19 protein-coding genes are annotated in these 16547 nt (G+C 52.5%); 15 read left to right on the top strand and 4 right to left on the bottom strand.

All coding sequences use genetic code 11. The annotated features are described in order from the left end of the window. Positions 1-12: 12 nt before the first annotated feature. Entirely contained in the window at positions 13-615 is a 603-nt protein-coding gene (locus GN208_RS07775) for a LysE family translocator (protein WP_243828325.1), read from the top strand. 88 nt (positions 616-703) lie between these two features. Here GN208_RS07775 and murP read toward each other — a convergent pair whose 3' ends face one another. Together murP and murQ are read right to left on the bottom strand one after the other, a co-directional pair. Next, the gene (gene murP / locus GN208_RS07770) at positions 704-2149 is read right to left on the bottom strand and encodes a PTS N-acetylmuramic acid transporter subunit IIBC (RefSeq protein ID WP_004236511.1); all 1446 of its coding nucleotides are present in this window, start codon (positions 2147-2149) and stop codon (positions 704-706) included. Positions 2150-2164: 15 nt separating this feature from the next. Then, a complete protein-coding gene (gene murQ, locus GN208_RS07765; RefSeq protein ID WP_015422411.1) occupies positions 2165-3076 on the bottom strand; it encodes an N-acetylmuramic acid 6-phosphate etherase in 912 nt (303 codons plus the stop codon). Positions 3077-3339: 263 nt separating this feature from the next. Between murQ and GN208_RS07760 the strand changes: the two genes are divergently transcribed. Continuing rightward, positions 3340-4200 carry an SIS domain-containing protein gene (locus GN208_RS07760; RefSeq protein WP_004236509.1) on the top strand — a complete coding sequence of 287 codons (861 nt, stop codon included), beginning with the start codon at positions 3340-3342 and terminating at the stop codon, positions 4198-4200. Positions 4201-4236: 36 nt separating this feature from the next. Here GN208_RS07760 and GN208_RS07755 read toward each other — a convergent pair whose 3' ends face one another. Then, entirely contained in the window at positions 4237-6165 is a 1929-nt protein-coding gene (locus GN208_RS07755; protein ID WP_004236508.1) for an ABC transporter ATP-binding protein, read from the bottom strand. Positions 6166-6313: 148 nt separating this feature from the next. Here GN208_RS07755 and kefG point away from each other — a divergent pair, with 148 nt between their 5' ends. The 4 genes from kefG (at position 6314) to slyD (ending at position 9675) form a co-directional block, all read left to right on the top strand. Next, positions 6314-6880, top strand: coding sequence for a glutathione-regulated potassium-efflux system ancillary protein KefG (gene kefG / locus GN208_RS07750; RefSeq protein WP_004236507.1), 567 nt, complete (start codon positions 6314-6316; stop codon positions 6878-6880). Continuing rightward, complete coding sequence (gene kefB, locus GN208_RS07745) at positions 6867-8720, top strand: glutathione-regulated potassium-efflux system protein KefB (protein WP_004236506.1); 1854 nt, start codon at positions 6867-6869, stop codon at positions 8718-8720. Before kefG ends, kefB begins: the two co-directional genes overlap by 14 nt. Next, positions 8717-8920 carry a YheV family putative zinc ribbon protein gene (locus GN208_RS07740; protein WP_004236505.1) on the top strand — a complete coding sequence of 68 codons (204 nt, stop codon included), beginning with the start codon at positions 8717-8719 and terminating at the stop codon, positions 8918-8920. The genes kefB and GN208_RS07740 overlap by 4 nt, the downstream gene beginning before the upstream one ends. A 125-nt stretch (positions 8921-9045) precedes the next feature. Next, on the top strand, positions 9046-9675 hold the full coding sequence (gene slyD / locus GN208_RS07735) for a peptidylprolyl isomerase (RefSeq protein ID WP_004236504.1): 630 nt from the start codon (positions 9046-9048) through the stop codon (positions 9673-9675). A 69-nt stretch (positions 9676-9744) separates the two neighbouring features. Here slyD and GN208_RS07730 read toward each other — a convergent pair whose 3' ends face one another. After that, a complete protein-coding gene (locus tag GN208_RS07730) occupies positions 9745-9963 on the bottom strand; it encodes a SlyX family protein (RefSeq protein WP_004240722.1) in 219 nt (72 codons plus the stop codon). 243 nt (positions 9964-10206) lie between these two features. On the opposite strand from GN208_RS07730, the gene fkpA reads away from it, so the two are divergent. From fkpA to GN208_RS07685, 9 genes are all read left to right on the top strand, one after another. Next, entirely contained in the window at positions 10207-10965 is a 759-nt protein-coding gene (gene fkpA, locus GN208_RS07725; protein WP_004240721.1) for an FKBP-type peptidyl-prolyl cis-trans isomerase, read from the top strand. 341 nt (positions 10966-11306) lie between these two features. Beyond that, complete coding sequence (locus GN208_RS07720; RefSeq protein ID WP_004236501.1) at positions 11307-12008, top strand: transcriptional regulator; 702 nt, start codon at positions 11307-11309, stop codon at positions 12006-12008. A gap of 14 nt (positions 12009-12022) precedes the next feature. Next, positions 12023-12418: a sulfurtransferase complex subunit TusD gene (gene tusD, locus GN208_RS07715; RefSeq protein ID WP_004236499.1), complete on the top strand. Its 396-nt coding sequence runs from the start codon at positions 12023-12025 to the stop codon at positions 12416-12418. Between the two features lie 9 nt (positions 12419-12427). After that, the gene (gene tusC, locus GN208_RS07710; RefSeq protein ID WP_015422412.1) at positions 12428-12787 is read left to right on the top strand and encodes a sulfurtransferase complex subunit TusC; all 360 of its coding nucleotides are present in this window, start codon (positions 12428-12430) and stop codon (positions 12785-12787) included. Positions 12788-12806: 19 nt separating this feature from the next. Further along, positions 12807-13097: a sulfurtransferase complex subunit TusB gene (gene tusB, locus GN208_RS07705; RefSeq protein WP_024473585.1), complete on the top strand. Its 291-nt coding sequence runs from the start codon at positions 12807-12809 to the stop codon at positions 13095-13097. A 132-nt stretch (positions 13098-13229) separates the two neighbouring features. Further along, positions 13230-13604 (top strand): 30S ribosomal protein S12, encoded by a 375-nt coding sequence (gene rpsL, locus GN208_RS07700; protein ID WP_004236497.1) that lies wholly within the window; start codon positions 13230-13232, stop codon positions 13602-13604. Positions 13605-13700: 96 nt separating this feature from the next. Beyond that, positions 13701-14171, top strand: coding sequence for a 30S ribosomal protein S7 (gene rpsG, locus GN208_RS07695; protein ID WP_004240719.1), 471 nt, complete (start codon positions 13701-13703; stop codon positions 14169-14171). Between the two features lie 80 nt (positions 14172-14251). Next, positions 14252-16378, top strand: coding sequence for an elongation factor G (fusA, locus tag GN208_RS07690; RefSeq protein ID WP_004236495.1), 2127 nt, complete (start codon positions 14252-14254; stop codon positions 16376-16378). A 77-nt stretch (positions 16379-16455) separates the two neighbouring features. Then, a partial coding sequence (locus GN208_RS07685; protein ID WP_001978617.1) for a GTP-binding protein occupies positions 16456-16547 on the top strand: 92 nt, incomplete at its 3' end.

Below are 16547 nucleotides of genomic sequence, written 5' to 3'. Positions count from 1 at the left end.
GCCGGATTACTCATGACCGCACATCTTTTTATCTCACTTTCCGTATTTATGTTTATCGCGGCAGTCACGCCCGGCCCCAATAATATGTTACTGACCGCCTCCGGTGCACAGCTCGGCTTTCGCCGTACGCTGGCACTGATGGCTGGTATTATGCTCGGCATGCAGACGGTATTATACCTTTCAGCCTTTGGTGTTGCGGCTATTTTACTGATTTATCCCAAATTGCATACTGCTATGAAAATTGCGGGTAGTCTTTACCTTCTGTGGCTTGCCAAAAAACTGGCTACCGCACCGTATCAGGAGCTTAATGAACCGCAGGTCAGTAAGGCCGTCACCTGGTATCAGGGGGCGCTGTTACAGTTTATCAATCCCAAGGCCTGGCTGATGGGACTGGGGGCGGTCGGCAGTTACAGCCTGAGCGGTGATGCGTATATGCTGTCTGTCGGAGTGATGAGTATTGTGATGGTCTCTGTGAATCTGGTTGCCGGGCTTATCTGGATCGGATTCGGTGCCTTTATCGGCTTTTTTCTGCGCAGCCGCAATGCCTGGTTCACCTTCAATATTGTGATGGGGTTACTCACCGCCGCCTGTGTGCCGCTCATCTGGCTTGAATAGCAGACATAATATAACCTGCGGAACAAAAACAGAAGCTGAATGAAAAACAGACCGCATTGCGGTCTGTTTTTTTATCGCTGCAGCGAAATCAGCTTAAATCCACATTCTTACTGCCGAACAGCAGGGTAAACAGGAATCCGGCCAGATAGGCGACGAGTAACCCGCCGGTATAGACCGCCATCCCCATGAAGATACCACTGTCGGATGTCATCACCGGAATGGCGATAATCCCCGATGGCCCGAAAACGGTATTCAGCCCGACCGGATAGCCGAACCAGGCGACAAGCCCGATAAAGAACCCGCCGGCTGCACCACCGCAGCAGGCAGTGATAAACGGCTTCACGCGCGGCAGGGTCACGCCGTAGATTAGCGGTTCGCCGATGCCGAGGAAGCCCGGGATAATTGCTCCCCGGATTTGATTACGCAGCACCGAGTCTTTTTTCGCGCGGACATACAGTGCCAGCGCAGCACCGACCTGACCGGCACCCGCCATGGCGAGGATCGGGAACAGGGAGTTAAAACCCTGAGTGCCGACCAGCGCGGTATACACCGGGATAAAGCCCTGGTGGATACCAAACATCACCGCTATCAGGAACAGACCGGCGAGAACAGCAGCGCCGAACGGGTTAGCGTTAAGGTGCATAAACAGCCAGGACATGCCGTCAAACAGCCAGACGCCGACCGGCATAATCACAATAAAGGTCAGTGCGCCCATAATCAGCAGGGTGATGGCGGAGGTCAGAATGATATCCAGGTTAGCAGGGATAAAACGCCGCACCTGGCGTTCGACCCATGCACCGGTGATGGTGGCGATCAGAATACCGATAATGTTACCGCGCGGGTCAATGCCGTGACCGAAGAATGTTTCCATACCGGAGTAGAAACCTTTGGTCGCCTGCGGATCATAACCGAGGATAAACAGCGCCGCGATGATTGCACCATTGACACCGGATCCGCCGAAGGCTTTCTGCGCGTTATAGCCGATCAGGATCCCCATAAAGGTAAACAGCCCTTTGCCGAAGACCTTCATGTAACTGAGCACTTCGACCAGTGTGCCGTTCGGGGACGGATTTCCGGTGACCCAGAGCGATTCAAACAGTGTGGCAAAGCCGAGCAGCAGACCCACACCGATAAACCCGGGAATGAGCGGGGTAAAAATAGTGGCGAATTTGGCGAGAAAACGCTGTACCGGGTTTGTTTGTTTTTCTTTCAGATGCTGCTTCTGATCAGCGGCAATCTCTTTCAGGCTGCGGCTGTCCGGTTCACTGCCCGGTACATGCTCATCCAGATATTTCTGCATCAGCTCTGCGGCGGTTTGTGCTTTGCCCGGCCCCAGCACAATCTGGAACTGCTCATCACTTTCAATCACACCCAGCACGCCCTCAATTTTTTTGATGGCGATTTTATCCGCCAGCTGTGTGTTGTTCAGTGTCAGACGCAGGCGGGTCATACAGTTACCGCTCTGTGCCACGTTACCCGGACCGCCGATGGCATCCAGAATCTGTATGATGGTTGACTGATTGATTTTGGCCATGGTGATTACCTTGCGTTAAGAGTGCGCCGCGCCGGTCAGCGCGTCACGGATAAACCCCTGATGCTGTGCCAGCAGGGCTTTGGCGTCACCGGCACTCAGCTGTGCCAGGATCATCACGATGGCGGTCTTGCAGTGTCCGTCACAGGCGGCAAGGGCTTGTTCTGCGGTCGCTCTGTCACATTCCGTTGCGGCCATCACAATACGTTTCTGCCGCTCAACCAGTTTGGCGTTGGTCGCTTCCACATCCGCCATCAGGTTGCCGTACACTTTCCCGGAGCGGATCATGGCGCCGGTGGTGATCATATTGAGTATCAGTTTCTGGGCGGTGCCGGCTTTCATGCGGGAGGAACCGGTAATGACTTCCGGGCCGACCACCGGTGTGATGGCGATACCGGCCAGACGGCTCATTTCACTGTCCGGATTACAGCTGACAGCGGCTACCGTTGCACCGAGTGACAGTGCGTATTCCATACCGCCCAGCACATAGGGGGTACGGCCGCTGGCGGCGATCCCGACTAACACATCTTTTTCATTGAAATTCAGGGCTTTCAGATCACTCACCGCCAGTTCGCGGTTATCTTCCGCATTTTCAACGGCTTTCAGGATAGCTTTGTGACCACCGGCAATCAGACCGACCACCTGCTCTGCCGGGGTGCCGAAGGTCGGCGGACACTCACTGGCATCCAGTATCCCGAGACGGCCGGAGGTGCCCGCGCCCATATAAATCAGCCGTCCGCCCAGGCGGAATGCCTGTGCCACCGCATCCACCACCTGTGCCACCTGCGGCAGTGTTTTTTCCACGGCAAGGGCCACGGTCTGGTCTTCGCGGTTAATCACCCGCAGCATATCTAATGTCGGCAGGCTGTCGATATCCGCGCTTGCCGGGTTGCGGCTCTCGGTAATCATTGAGGTTAAGTCAATCTTCATGCGTGATCCTTTGTATAAGATATAATCGCATGCTAGAGAATTAAATATTCTTTTTGTGTGAGAATTATCACAGAGCAATCTATTCAACTATGATGCTATAGCAGGAATAGTTTCATTTCCCATCATCATTTTATTTTTTATATTTAATTGAATATAAATGTATTTTTTATTAGTCAGATACGTCCTTTATCAGGAATAATTCGTCATTTTAGTTAAAATAATTTATTCCTTTTTTATTCTCCGCAGAAGGAAAACAGGTACACATGGCGATCCTGACAAAAATCAGCTGGGTAAAAGCAGAGCTGGCGACCAATCAGCAGCATATTGCCGATTTCATCCTGGCGCAGCCGGAAGAAACCGTGACACTTTCCTCCCAGGTACTGGCGGAGCGGGTGGGCGTGAGTCAGTCCGCTATAGTGAAGTTTAGTCAGAAACTGGGATTTAAGGGTTTTCCGGCACTGAAAGTCGCTATCAGCGAAGAGATTGGCCGCAACCGGGTGCTGGCAGCTAATCAGCAGCAGGCGCTGCATAACCGGATAGAAGCACATGATCCGCTGCTGGTGATCGCGCAGAAACTGGCACAGGAAAAGCAGAATTCCATTACGGAAACCACACGGCGGCTCGATTTTGAACAGATGGCAGAGATTGTCGCCTGTCTGGATAATGCCCGCTGTATTCAGGTCGCCGGTATCGGCGGCTCCGGGCTGACGGCGAAAGATCTGGCCTATAAACTTCAGAAAATCGGGCTGATGACACTGGCGGAAGCCGATCACCATATCCAGATCGCTTTTTCCCAGACGCTGACCGAAAAGGATGTGCTGGTGGTATTGTCATTCAGCGGCAAACGCAAGGATATGCTGGTCACCGCCGCCACGGCGAAAAAACAGAATGCCACGCTGATTGCGATTACCGGGAACCGTCAGTCACCGCTGGCAAAAATGGCGGATTATGTGCTGGAAACGGTCGCGGAAGAAAACGAGTGGCGCAGTTCGTCTATTTCCTCACGGACGGCGCAGAATACAGTGACGGATCTGCTGTTTATGGCGCTGTTACAGCGGCGGGAAGAGCAGGCGCGGCGGCTGGTGATCAATGCCCGCACCATGATTAACAGCCTGGACGGCTGATAAGAAAAGAGAGCGGCAGGGGCCGCTCTTTATCATTTACTGATTTTCAAAGGCCTGTGTCATGGCTTCGAGGTTTTCCTGAATCTCCATCCAGGCCATTTCCGCCTCTTCCAGCTCAGCTTTGAACTGCGCCTGTTCCTGAAGGCAGGTGTTCAGCTCGGCTTTGCGGGACTGATCATACAGGCCGCTGTCACCGAGTTTTTCCTCAATCACGGCAATGGCGTCCGATAACCGGCTCATGGTTTTTTCCAGTTTCTCAGATTCTTTGCGCAGCGGCTGAGTCTGCTGGCGGAATTCCGCCTCACGGCGTTTCTGCTCTTTGCGATCCTGCGCGGTGACGGTATTTTTTTCCTCGCCGTTTTCCGCCGCCGGCTCCGCACTCTGGCGCATCTGTTTCTGACTGTCTGCCAGCCAGCGCTGATAATCATCCAGATCGCCGTCAAACGGCTCGACCTGACCATCATGCACCAGGTACAGATCATCGGTGGTGGATCGCAGCAGGTGACGATCGTGGGAAACCACGACGATCGCTCCCTCAAATTCGATCAGGGCTTCGGTCAGTGCCTGGCGCATATCCAGATCCAGGTGGTTTGTCGGTTCATCGAGCAGCAGCAGGTTCGGGCGCTGCCAGATAATCATCGCCAGTACCAGACGCGCTTTTTCCCCGCCGGAGAAACGACCGGTGTTGTCGGTCACCTGATCACCTTTGAAACCATAACCGCCGAGGTAATCACGCAGTTGCTGTTCAGTCTGATCCGGCGCCAGGCGCACCATATGTTGTAACGGGGATTCATCTGCGCGTAAAAATTCCAGCTGATGCTGGGCGAAGTAACCCAGTTTGATACCTTTGGCGAGACCAATTTTGCCCTGTAACGGCTCCAGTTCACCGGCGAGCATTTTAATCAGGGTGGATTTACCCGCGCCGTTACGGCCGAGCAGGCCGATACGTGAACCGGGCACCAGGTTCAGTTTGATATTATCCAGCACCACTTTCTCACCGTACCCGGCGCTGACTTTTTCCATTTTCAGCAGCGGGTTCGGCAGTGCTTCAGGCGGGCGGAAACTGAAACGGAACGGGTTATCCGCCAGTGCCGGGGCAATCAGCTCCATGCGTTCCAGCATCTTCAGACGGCTTTGTGCCTGCTTGGCTTTGGTCGCCTGAGCGCGGAAACGATCGACATATTTCTGCAGATGTGCGCGGCGTAACTGCTGACTTTCATACTGTGCCTGCTGCTGGGCCATTTTCTCGGCACGCTGCACCTCAAAGGAGGAGTAGTTACCGGTGTATTCAAACAGACCGTTTTGTTCAATGTGCAGGACTTTATCAATGATCGGATCGAGGAAATCGCGGTCATGGGAGATCAGAATCAGAGTGCCGGGATAGCTCTTCAGCCATTTTTCCAGCCAGATCACCGCATCGAGATCCAGGTGGTTGGTCGGTTCATCGAGCAGCAGCAGATCAGAGCGGCAAATCAGTGCCTGTGCCAGGTTCAGGCGCATCCGCCAGCCCCCGGAGAAGGCCCGTACCGGGGTGTCCAGCTGTTCCTGTGAGAATCCCAGCCCGTGCAGCAGTGTGGCGGCACGGGAACGGATGGTCCAGGCATCGAGGGTGTCGAGCTGACCGTGGATCACGGCAATGGCGTGGCCGTCATTCTGTTCATTCGCCTGCTGTAATTTTGCCTCAAGCTCACGGAATTCGCGGTCACCGTCAATGACATACTCGATCGCCGGTTCATCCAGTGCCGGGGTTTCCTGGTTAACCCAGGCCATGGACCAGTTTCCCGGAAATGACACACTGCCTGCTTCGGCCTGTAATTCGCCCTTAAGCAGCGCCAGCAGCGTGGATTTACCGCAGCCGTTTTTTCCCACCAGTCCGACTTTCTGGCCCGGATTGATGGTGGCCGTTGCGTTGTCGAGCAGAACACGGACGCCGCGGCGAACCTGAAGTGAAGAGAAAACAATCATAAATATCGATAGGGTAAGTAATTGAGAGTAAAATTAATGTAATTCGTGCGTTGTCAGCAGCAAATCACCCGTCAGCAGGCGAGGAGTATCGTTGCAGCGGGCATAGTAGCGAAAATCACAAAGATTCTCACGTTTTTAAGAGGAAGTGATGATAAATAATCCGACTATATTACTGATTTACGCCCATCCGGAACCGCATCACTCCATCGCCAACAAGGCGCTTATCTCTGCGGCGTCGGAACTCGGGCATGTGACGGTGCATGACCTGTACGGCACCTATCCGGACTTTTTTATCGATATCCGCCATGAGCAGGAACTGCTGCGGCAGCATGACATCATTGTGTTTCAGCACCCGCTGTACACTTACAGTTGCCCCGCGCTGCTGAAAGAGTGGTTTGACCGCGTGCTGACCCGTGATTTCTCCGGTGAACAGGGCGGCAGACAGCTGTCCGGCAAATACTGGCGCCAGGTGATCACAACAGGGGAACCGGCGGAAGCTTATCAGCACGGCGGCTATAACCGTTTTCCGATCAGTGAGTTACTGAGACCGTTTGAGCTGACGGCGGCACTGTGTGAAATGCACTGGCTGGCACCGGTTATTCTCTATGCCGCACGCCGCCAGGGAAAAGCCATGCTGCATGAGCAGGCGCAGGCGTATTGTGACTGGCTGCGGGCACCGCAACTGACCGGAGGGCGTAAAAATGGAGCCAGCTGACGGCAACCTGCTGCATGCAGGTATTGTGTTTCTCGCGGCAGCCGTGGTGATGGTGCCGGTGGCGCAGCGGCTGCGTATCGGCGCGGTACTGGGATATCTGCTGGCGGGGATTGCTATCGGCCCGTGGGGGCTGGGCTTTATCAAGAACGTCAATGAGCTGCTGCACTTCTCTGAGCTTGGTGTGGTGTTCCTGATGTTTCTTATCGGGCTGGAGCTGAATCCGCGTGAACTGTGGAAACTGCGGCGATCTATTTTCGGTACCGGCACCGCGCAGGTGGTGTTCTCCGCCCTGATCCTCGGGGTGCTGCTCTGGCTGACGGATTTCTCCTGGCAGGCGGCAGTGGTCGGCGGGCTGGGAATGGCGATGTCCTCCACAGCGATGGCATTACAGCTGATGGATGAAAAGGGCATGACCAACAACGACAGCGGCCAGATGGGATTCTCAGTGCTGCTGTTCCAGGATATGGCGGTGATCCCTATCCTTGCGGTTATTCCTCTGCTGGGCGGGGAAACGGCGGGCAGTGACTGGTATCGCATCGGTATCAAGATTCTGGCCTTTGCCGGACTGCTGATCGGCGGACGCTATCTGCTGCGGCCATTGTTCCGGCTGGTGGTAAAATCCGGGGTCAGTGAAGTCTTTACCGCCGCCTCGCTGCTGGTGGTGATCGGCTCTGCGGTGTTTATGGAGCAGCTCGGGTTTTCCATGGCGCTCGGAACATTTATCGCGGGTGTGATGCTGGCGGATACGGAATACCGCCATGAGCTGGAGATCACCATCGAGCCGTTTAAAGGGCTGCTGCTGGGGATGTTCTTTATTTCTGTCGGTATGTCACTTAATATCGGCGTGCTGTGGCAGTATCTGCCGCAAATTCTGCTGGGTGTGATTGTGCTGGTGAGCGTCAAAATGACGGTGCTGTATCTGCTGGCACATCTGACCTGCCGGCGCAGCGGGCGCTTACAGTTTGCCGGGGTGCTCAGTCAGGGTGGGGAATTTGCATTCGTGCTGTTCTCGGCGGCGCTGGCCAGCCGTGTGATTACGGATCATCAGATGGCGCTGCTGCTGGTGGTGGTCACCCTTTCCATGATGACCACGCCGCTGCTGATGCAGGGCATCGATATGATTCTGGCGCGCCGTTACAATAATGCCGAACCGGGAACGGGCGAAACCCCGTTTGTGGAGGATAACCACCCGCATGTGATTCTGGTCGGTTTCGGGCGGATGGGGCAGGTCATCGGCCGCCTGCTGATGGCGAACAAAATACATCCGACGGTACTGGAAAAAGATGTCAGCGCGGTCAGTGCCATGCGCCGTTACGGCTATAAGGTTTATTACGGGGATGCGACAGGACTCGCATTGTTGCGCTCTGCCGGGGCAGAGACGGCAAAGGTGATTGTCATTACCTGTGATAAGCCGGAAGATACTATGACCATTGTGCAGTTGTGTCAGGAGCACTTCCCGCATCTGCAGATTATTGCCCGCGCCCGGGGACGGGTGGAGGCACACGAGCTGCTTACACACGGCGTAACACAGTTCAGCCGCGAAACCTTCTCGTCAGCGCTGGAACTGGCGCGCAAAACCCTGATCGGGCTGGGCACGCATCCGGCGGAAGCACACCGGGCGCAGCAATTATTCCGCAGGCTGGATATGCAGTTGCTGCGTGAGCTTATCCCGCAGGCGGAAGAGGAAATTTCGCATATCTCCCGCGTGAAAGAGGCGCGGCGCGAGCTGGAAAATCTGTTTGATAATGAAATGAAACGGGAAAAACATCTGCCGGACAGCTGGAACCTGACGGAAGACTCACCGGGCAGCGGACGGACAGAGACAGGAGCAGAAAAATGAGCAACCGGAAACGGTTTATTGCGGGTGCGGTATGCCCTGAGTGTCAGGCACAGGATACCCTCGCCATGTGGCGTGAGGATAATGTGGACGTGGTGCAGTGTGTGCAGTGCGGCCATCTTGAGCGCCGGGCGGATGCGCATGCGGAGCAGCATGTGCGCAAAGATGAACAGGTGATTGGTATTTTTACACCGGGGGAATAACAGGCCGCTGCTTTTCACAGAGAATTTGGGGGAATTTGTCCCAAAACAGATACAGTGGCTGTAAATTCCGTTACAATCGGCGCGTTAATTAAAATCTTATCCCCCGCGGATGTGTAGGAGATACCATGAAAGTAGCAAAAGACCTGGTAGTGAGCCTGGCTTATCAGGTAAGAACAGAAGACGGTGTATTAGTTGATGAGTCTCCGGCAAGTGCTCCGTTAGACTATCTGCACGGTCGCGGCGCGCTGATCAGCGGGCTGGAAAGTGCACTGGACGGCCGTGTTGCCGGTGATGTGTTCGACGTCGATGTCGGCGCAAACGACGCCTACGGTCAGTATGACGAAAACCTGGTTCAGCGCGTACCGAAAGACGTTTTCGTCGGTGTTGATGAGCTGGAAGTCGGCATGCGTTTCCTGGCAGACACCGATATGGGTCCTGTGCCGGTTGAAATCACCGGTATCGAAGGTGACGAAGTGATCGTTGACGGCAACCATATGCTGGCCGGTCAGAACCTGAAATTCCACGTCGAAGTTATCGGTGTGCGTGAAGCAACAGCAGAAGAGCTGGAGCACGGTCACGTTCACGGTGAAGAAGGCGGCTGCTGCGGTGGTCACGACCACGGCGAAGAAGGCGGTTGCTGCGGCGGCGGTCATGGTCACGATCACGACCATGGTCACGAACACGGTGAAGGCGGCTGCTGCGGCGGTGGCGGTCACGGTAAAGGCCACGGTAACGGCGGCTGCGGTTGTCACTGATAACCCGCATCTGAACCGGACAAAAAAAGCGCATTCTGACGGATGCGCTTTTTTTATACCTGTGTTTTATCAGTAGTGCGGTGGCGGCACTTCTTCTGACAGCGGTGCCACATTTGAGCCCGGAGTGGCTTTCAGGCGTTCGGTCAGCAGGCGGAGCCTTTCATTCAGCCGGGTGATATCCATCTGCTGCTGTGTTACCACCTGATTGAGTTCCTCAATGGTCAGATCCTGAAAGGCGGTTTTGCTTTCAAGCTGTTCGAGGCGTTGTTCAAGTTCCAAAAGGTCCATCGTTTTCTCCTGTCTGAGACGGGGATTACTGTGTAAAAGTATGTAATATTCCTGTGAAATACACTTAGTGTGAGAGGATATCTTTTATTGGGGGGTTACTATGAAACCTCTTTTTGCTAAGGTTGTCTCAGCATCACAAAACCGTGACATTATGATGTCGCCCGGTGACGGCTGCAAGGACTCTCTGACGTGATCTGCTGTGAGGTACGTCCTGTAACTGTTGCAAAACTTATGGAGAAAAGGATGAAATCACTGTTTAAAGCGACTGTTGTCGCAACCTCGCTGGCAATGACATTAGGTATGTCACAGGCTTATGCGGATACCGCGCCGAAAAAAGAAGAAGTGAAGCTGAACAGCGCATTTAAAACCGCAAGTCAGCAGAATGCTTATGCGCTGGGTGCGTCACTGGGCCGTTACATGGAAAATGCCCTGAATGAGCAGAAATCCATTGGCCTGGATCTGGATCGCGATCAGATGATGGCGGGTGTTCAGGATGCATTCAATAATAAAAGCAAACTGAGTGATGAAGAGATCAACCAGACGCTGCGCGGCTTTGAAGAGCAGGTGAAAGGTGCCGCTCAGGAAAAAATGGCGCGCGAGGCGACTGAAAACAAAGCAGCCGGTGACAAATACCGTGCCGCATTCGCTAAAGAAAAAGGCGTTGAAAAAACCAAGAGCGGTGTGCTCTACAAATCTGAGAAAGACGGTAACGGCGCATCTCCGAAAGAGACTGACACCGTTGTTGTTCACTATAAAGGCGCATTAATTGACGGTACCCAGTTTGACAGCTCTTACGACCGTAACGAGCCGCTGACTATCCGTCTGGACAGCGTAATCAAAGGCTGGACCGAAGGTTTGAAGCAGATGAAAAAAGGCGGTAAAGCCAAATTGGTCATCCCGCCGGAAGCAGCTTACGGCACCGACGGTGTTCCGGGGATCCCTGCCAACTCCACCCTGGTCTTTGACGTCGAGTTACTGGATATCAAACCTGCGGCCAAATAAGCCCTGCTGATACCGGAAACTGACAAAAACCCGCGCCCTGTTGTGCGGGTTTTTGTTTCCGCAACGATCAGGATTATGAAAAATTTGCAAAACATCCGTGTTTTTTTGTATTTTTTACCAGAATTTGATCACCTCAGGCGCAAAACGGCCTGTTTTTCGCTATAACTTAACCTGCGGGTACCTGCACAGAACCGGAAGCCCGTCATTTGCTGCTTTCCTGCACCCGGGAAATCCGGGTATATAATTGATACATGATGACAGGGTAATCCTCCTCCTGCAGTGAAAGATTACAGATGAGTAAAACCAACGACGTTCACACGTTACAAAGAGTGGTGTATTAAATGTCTAACCCAGTATTATTTAATGACAATGATTCGGATTACATTGTAAATCATCCGTTTACTGAAACGGATTATGAGATCCTGAAATCCTATGAGGCGGCTGTTGATGGCCTGGCGCTGCTCATCGGTGAGCACTGTGAAATCGTTCTCCACTCACTGGAAGATCTGAAGCGCTCAGCGGTGAAGATCGCAAACGGTCATCACACCGGCCGTAAAGTCGGTTCCCCGATTACCGACCTCGCGCTGCGCATGCTGCACGACATTACAGATGAAGACTGCAGCACCTCGAAAGCCTATTTCACACGGGCGAAAACCGGGGCACTGATGAAATCGCTGACGATTGCTATCCGCAATAAATCACGCCGTATCATCGGGCTGCTGTGTATTAACATGAACCTGGATGTGCCGTTCTCCCAGATTGTTCAGACGTTTATCCCGAAAGAGCTGGCAGAAGAGACCTCCAATGTGAACTTTGCCTCTTCCGTTGAAGACCTGGTGGCACAGACACTGGAACAGACGATTGAAGAAGTGAATGCCGACCGCAACGTGGCAAACAACGCGAAGAACAAACAGGTGGTACTGAACCTGTATGAGAAAGGGATATTTGATATCAAAGATGCCATCAACCTTGTGGCGGTGCGTCTGAATATCTCCAAACACACGGTCTATCTCTACATCCGCCAGTTTAAAAACGGCGAGTAAGGCAGCACAGAGCAATGACACCGTTATCTTACTGCCTGCTGGTCACCGGCCCGGCCTACGGCACACAGCGTGCCGGCAGCGCGTTGCTGTTTGCACAGCATGTGATTGCGGCCGGACACCGGATTCAGTGTGTGTTTTTTTACCGCGAAGGGGTCAGCAACGCCAATGTGCTGACATCACCGGCCGGGGACGAAACCGACATGGTACGTCAGTGGCAGCAGCTTGCCCGCGATAACGGTATTCAGCTGGCAGTCTGTGTGGCAGCGGCGCTGCGCCGCGGTGTAACCGATGCCGCACAGGCGGAGTCGCTGAAACTGGCGGCAGCCAATCTGGCGGACGGTTTTTCCCTCAGCGGCCTGGGAACTCTGGCGGAAGCCATGATGACCTGTGATCGCGTTATCCAGTTTTAGGGAGATCCGGTGAAACGTATCGCATTTGTTTTCAGAAGTGCACCTCACGGCAGCAACAGCGGCCGGGAAGGGCTGGATGCACTGCTGGCAACCAGTAATTATACGGAAGAGATTGCGGCCTTTTTTGTGTCTGACGGGGTACTTCAGTTATTACCGGAACAGACACCGGCAAAAATCCTCGCCCGTGATTATATCTCCACCTTCAAAGTCCTGCCGCTGTACGATATTGATGAGTGCTACTGCTGTGCGGAGGATATGGCCGCACGCGGGTTATCCCCGGAGACGCCGTATATCCTGCCGGTCACCTGCCTGAGTGCGGCGGAACTGGCCCGGAAACTGGCGGCATTTGACGCCGTGGTGTCATTTTGATCTACTTACGGTGAGCAAGATGCTATATACTGTCAGCCAATCGCCATTTCGTACTGATATCCAATCATTACTGAATCTGTTATCCCCTGAGGATGACATCCTTTTTACCGAAGATGGCGTAATCGCAGCAACGGAAGGTAACCCGTTGTTGCAGGCGCTTATTCAGTCGGGTCATATTCCCTGTGTGTTGCGGGAGGATGCCGAAGCACGCGGTTTATTACCGTTCCTTTCGGGCAAAGTGAGAATCACAGACTATACTGGTTTTGTGGAGCTCACGGTCACACACACGCAACATTTTGCGTGGGAATAGCAAATATCATTGTATATTTCTTGACACCCTGTTGCGTCAGCAATAAAATTTCGCGTCCTCGTGTTTTGTCTTTGACAGATACGAGGCACAAATCCGTGTTTACGAAGCAAAAAACCAGGAGCTTTTTTTATAATGGCAACGATTAATCAGCTGGTTCGCAAATCCCGTAGCTCGAAAGTTGTGAAAAGCAACGTTCCTGCACTGGAAGCATGCCCGCAAAAACGTGGCGTATGTACTCGTGTATATACCACCACACCTAAAAAACCTAACTCAGCACTGCGTAAAGTATGCCGTGTACGTTTAACCAACGGTTTTGAAGTTTCTTCATACATCGGTGGTGAAGGTCATAACCTGCAGGAACACAGCGTGATCCTGATCCGCGGTGGTCGTGTTAAAGACTTACCGGGTGTTCGCTACCACACTGTTCGCGGCGCACTGGACTGTTCCGGTGTTAAAGACCGTAAACAAGCTCGTTCTAAGTACGGTGTGAAGAAGCCAAAAGCTTAATGGTTCTCCGTTAAGTAAGGCCAAACATTTATCGCATTAATGTCAAATAAACTCATTGAGTTTTGGACAACCCTGAATTAACAACGGAGTATTTCCATGCCACGTCGTCGTGTAATTGGTCAACGTAAAATTCTGCCAGATCCTAAGTTCGGATCAGAGCTGCTGGCCAAATTTGTAAATATCCTGATGGTAGACGGTAAAAAATCTACCGCAGAATCAATCGTATATACCGCGCTTGAGACCCTGGCTCAGCGTTCAGGTAAAGAGCACCTGGAAGCATTCGAAATCGCACTGGATAACGTGCGTCCGACTGTCGAAGTTAAGTCCCGCCGTGTTGGTGGTTCTACTTACCAGGTACCGGTTGAAGTTCGTCCGGTCCGCCGTAATGCATTAGCAATGCGCTGGATCGTTGAAGCTGCCCGTAAACGCGGTGATAAGTCCATGGCTCTGCGCCTGGCAAATGAATTATCCGATGCAGCTGAAAACAAAGGCACTGCCGTTAAGAAACGTGAAGACGTTCACCGTATGGCAGAAGCTAACAAGGCGTTCGCACACTACCGTTGGTAATCAAACCGTAGTGAATTGTGTATAGGGTAGCCGTAAGGCTGCCCGACCAAATTAAACGAACGTCCAAGAGAGAGGAAAAAATGGCTCGTCAAACACCCATTTCACGTTACCGTAATATCGGTATCAGTGCACATATCGACGCCGGTAAAACCACCACAACAGAACGTATTCTGTTTTATACAGGTGTGAACCATAAAATTGGTGAGACCCACGAAGGTTCAGCAACGATGGACTGGATGGAGCAGGAACAAGAGCGTGGTATTACTATCACCTCCGCAGCAACCACTGCGTTCTGGTCCGGTATGGGCAAACAATTTGAACCACACCGCATCAACATCATCGACACCCCGGGGCACGTTGACTTCACAATCGAAGTAGAACGTTCCATGCGTGTTCTTGATGGTGCTGTAATGGTTTACTGTGCCGTTGGTGGTGTTCAGCCACAGTCTGAAACCGTATGGCGCCAGGCAAACAAATATCATGTACCTCGTATCGCGTTCGTTAACAAAATGGACCGTATGGGTGCAAACTTCCTGAAAGTTGTTGATCAGATCAAAACCCGCTTAGCGGCTACTCCGGTTCCTCTTCAGTTAGCTATCGGCGCTGAAGAATCATTCACCGGTGTTGTTGACCTGGTTAAAATGAAAGCGATTCAGTGGAGTGAAGAAGACCAGGGCGTTACCTTCGTCTACGAAGATATCCCGGCAAACATGCAGGAATTAGCTGCTGAATGGCACCAGAATCTGGTTGAAGCCGCAGCTGAAGCCTCAGAAGAGCTGATGGAAAAATATCTCGGCGGTGAAGAACTGACTGAAGCTGAAATCAAATCAGCATTACGTCAGCGCGTACTGGCGAACGAAATTATCCTGGTAACCTGTGGTTCTGCATTTAAGAACAAAGGTGTTCAGGCGATGCTGGATGCGGTTGTTGAGTACCTGCCATCTCCGACAGAAGTTCCTGCAATTAAAGGTATTCTGGACGACGGTAAAGATACCCCGGCTGAGCGTCACTCTTCTGACGAAGAGCCGTTTGCATCTCTGGCATTTAAAATTGCAACCGACCCGTTCGTGGGTAACCTGACGTTCTTCCGCGTGTACTCTGGTGTTGTTAACTCCGGTGATACCGTACTGAACCCGGTTAAATCCAAGAAAGAACGTTTCGGCCGTATCGTTCAGATGCACGCTAACAAACGTGAAGAGATTAAAGAAGTTCGCGCTGGTGACATCGCGGCTGCTATCGGTCTGAAAGACGTCACTACAGGTGATACTCTGTGTGCGATTGATGCACCAATCATCCTGGAGCGTATGGAATTCCCTGAGCCGGTAATCTCCGTTGCAATCGAGCCGAAAACCAAAGCTGACCAGGAAAAAATGGGTATCGCACTGGGCCGTCTGGCACAGGAAGATCCATCATTCCGCGTATCAAGTGATGAAGAGACTAACCAGACTATCATCGCCGGTATGGGTGAATTACACCTGGACGTTCTGGTCGACCGTATGCGTCGTGAGTTCAAAGTTGAAGCGAACGTGGGTAAACCACAGGTTGCTTACCGCGAAGCAATCACTATGAAAGTGACTGATATCGAAGGTAAACACGCTAAACAGTCCGGTGGTCGTGGTCAGTACGGTCATGTTGTTATCGACATGTACCCGCTGAACAAGAAAGATGCCGAAGGCGTCAACATGGAATACGAATTTGTCAACGAAATCAAAGGTGGTGTGATTCCTGGTGAATACATCCCTGCGGTTGACAAAGGTATCCAGGAGCAGCTGAAATCTGGTCCGTTAGCAGGCTACCCTGTTGTTAACATGGGTGTTCGTCTGCACTTCGGTTCATACCATGATGTTGACTCCTCTGAACTGGCGTTTAAACTGGCAGCATCTCTGGCGTTTAAAGACGGCTTCAAAAAAGCGAAACCAGTTCTGCTGGAACCAATCATGAAAGTTGAGGTGGAAACACCGGAAGACTACATGGGTGACGTCATTGGTGACCTGAACCGTCGTCGCGGTATGATCGAAGGTATGGATGACATGCCTACCGGTAAAATCGTCCGTGCGCAAGTGCCACTGTCTGAAATGTTTGGTTATGCAACTGACCTGCGTTCACAGACTCAGGGCCGTGCTTCTTACTCCATGGAATTCCTGAAGTATAATGAAGCGCCAAACAACGTAGCTCAGGCTGTTATTGAAGCTCGTAATGCAAAATAATCGGTAACTTACCGGTTTAACTCGTTAATTTCAGTCCCTTCTCACAGTGAAGAAGGGACTTCATAAGGAATAGAGTCGTGTCTAAAGAAAAATTTGAACGTACGAAACCGCACGTTAACGTTGGTACTATCGGCCACGTTGACCACGGTAAAACTACCCTGACTGCTGC

This window comes from Morganella sp. HSTU-ASny43 (genome assembly GCF_022819185.1).
In the GTDB taxonomy this organism is placed as follows: domain Bacteria; phylum Pseudomonadota; class Gammaproteobacteria; order Enterobacterales; family Enterobacteriaceae; genus Morganella; species Morganella morganii.
The sequence above is the reverse complement of the archived record's forward strand: the minus strand, read 5'-3'. Positions and strand labels throughout refer to the sequence as shown.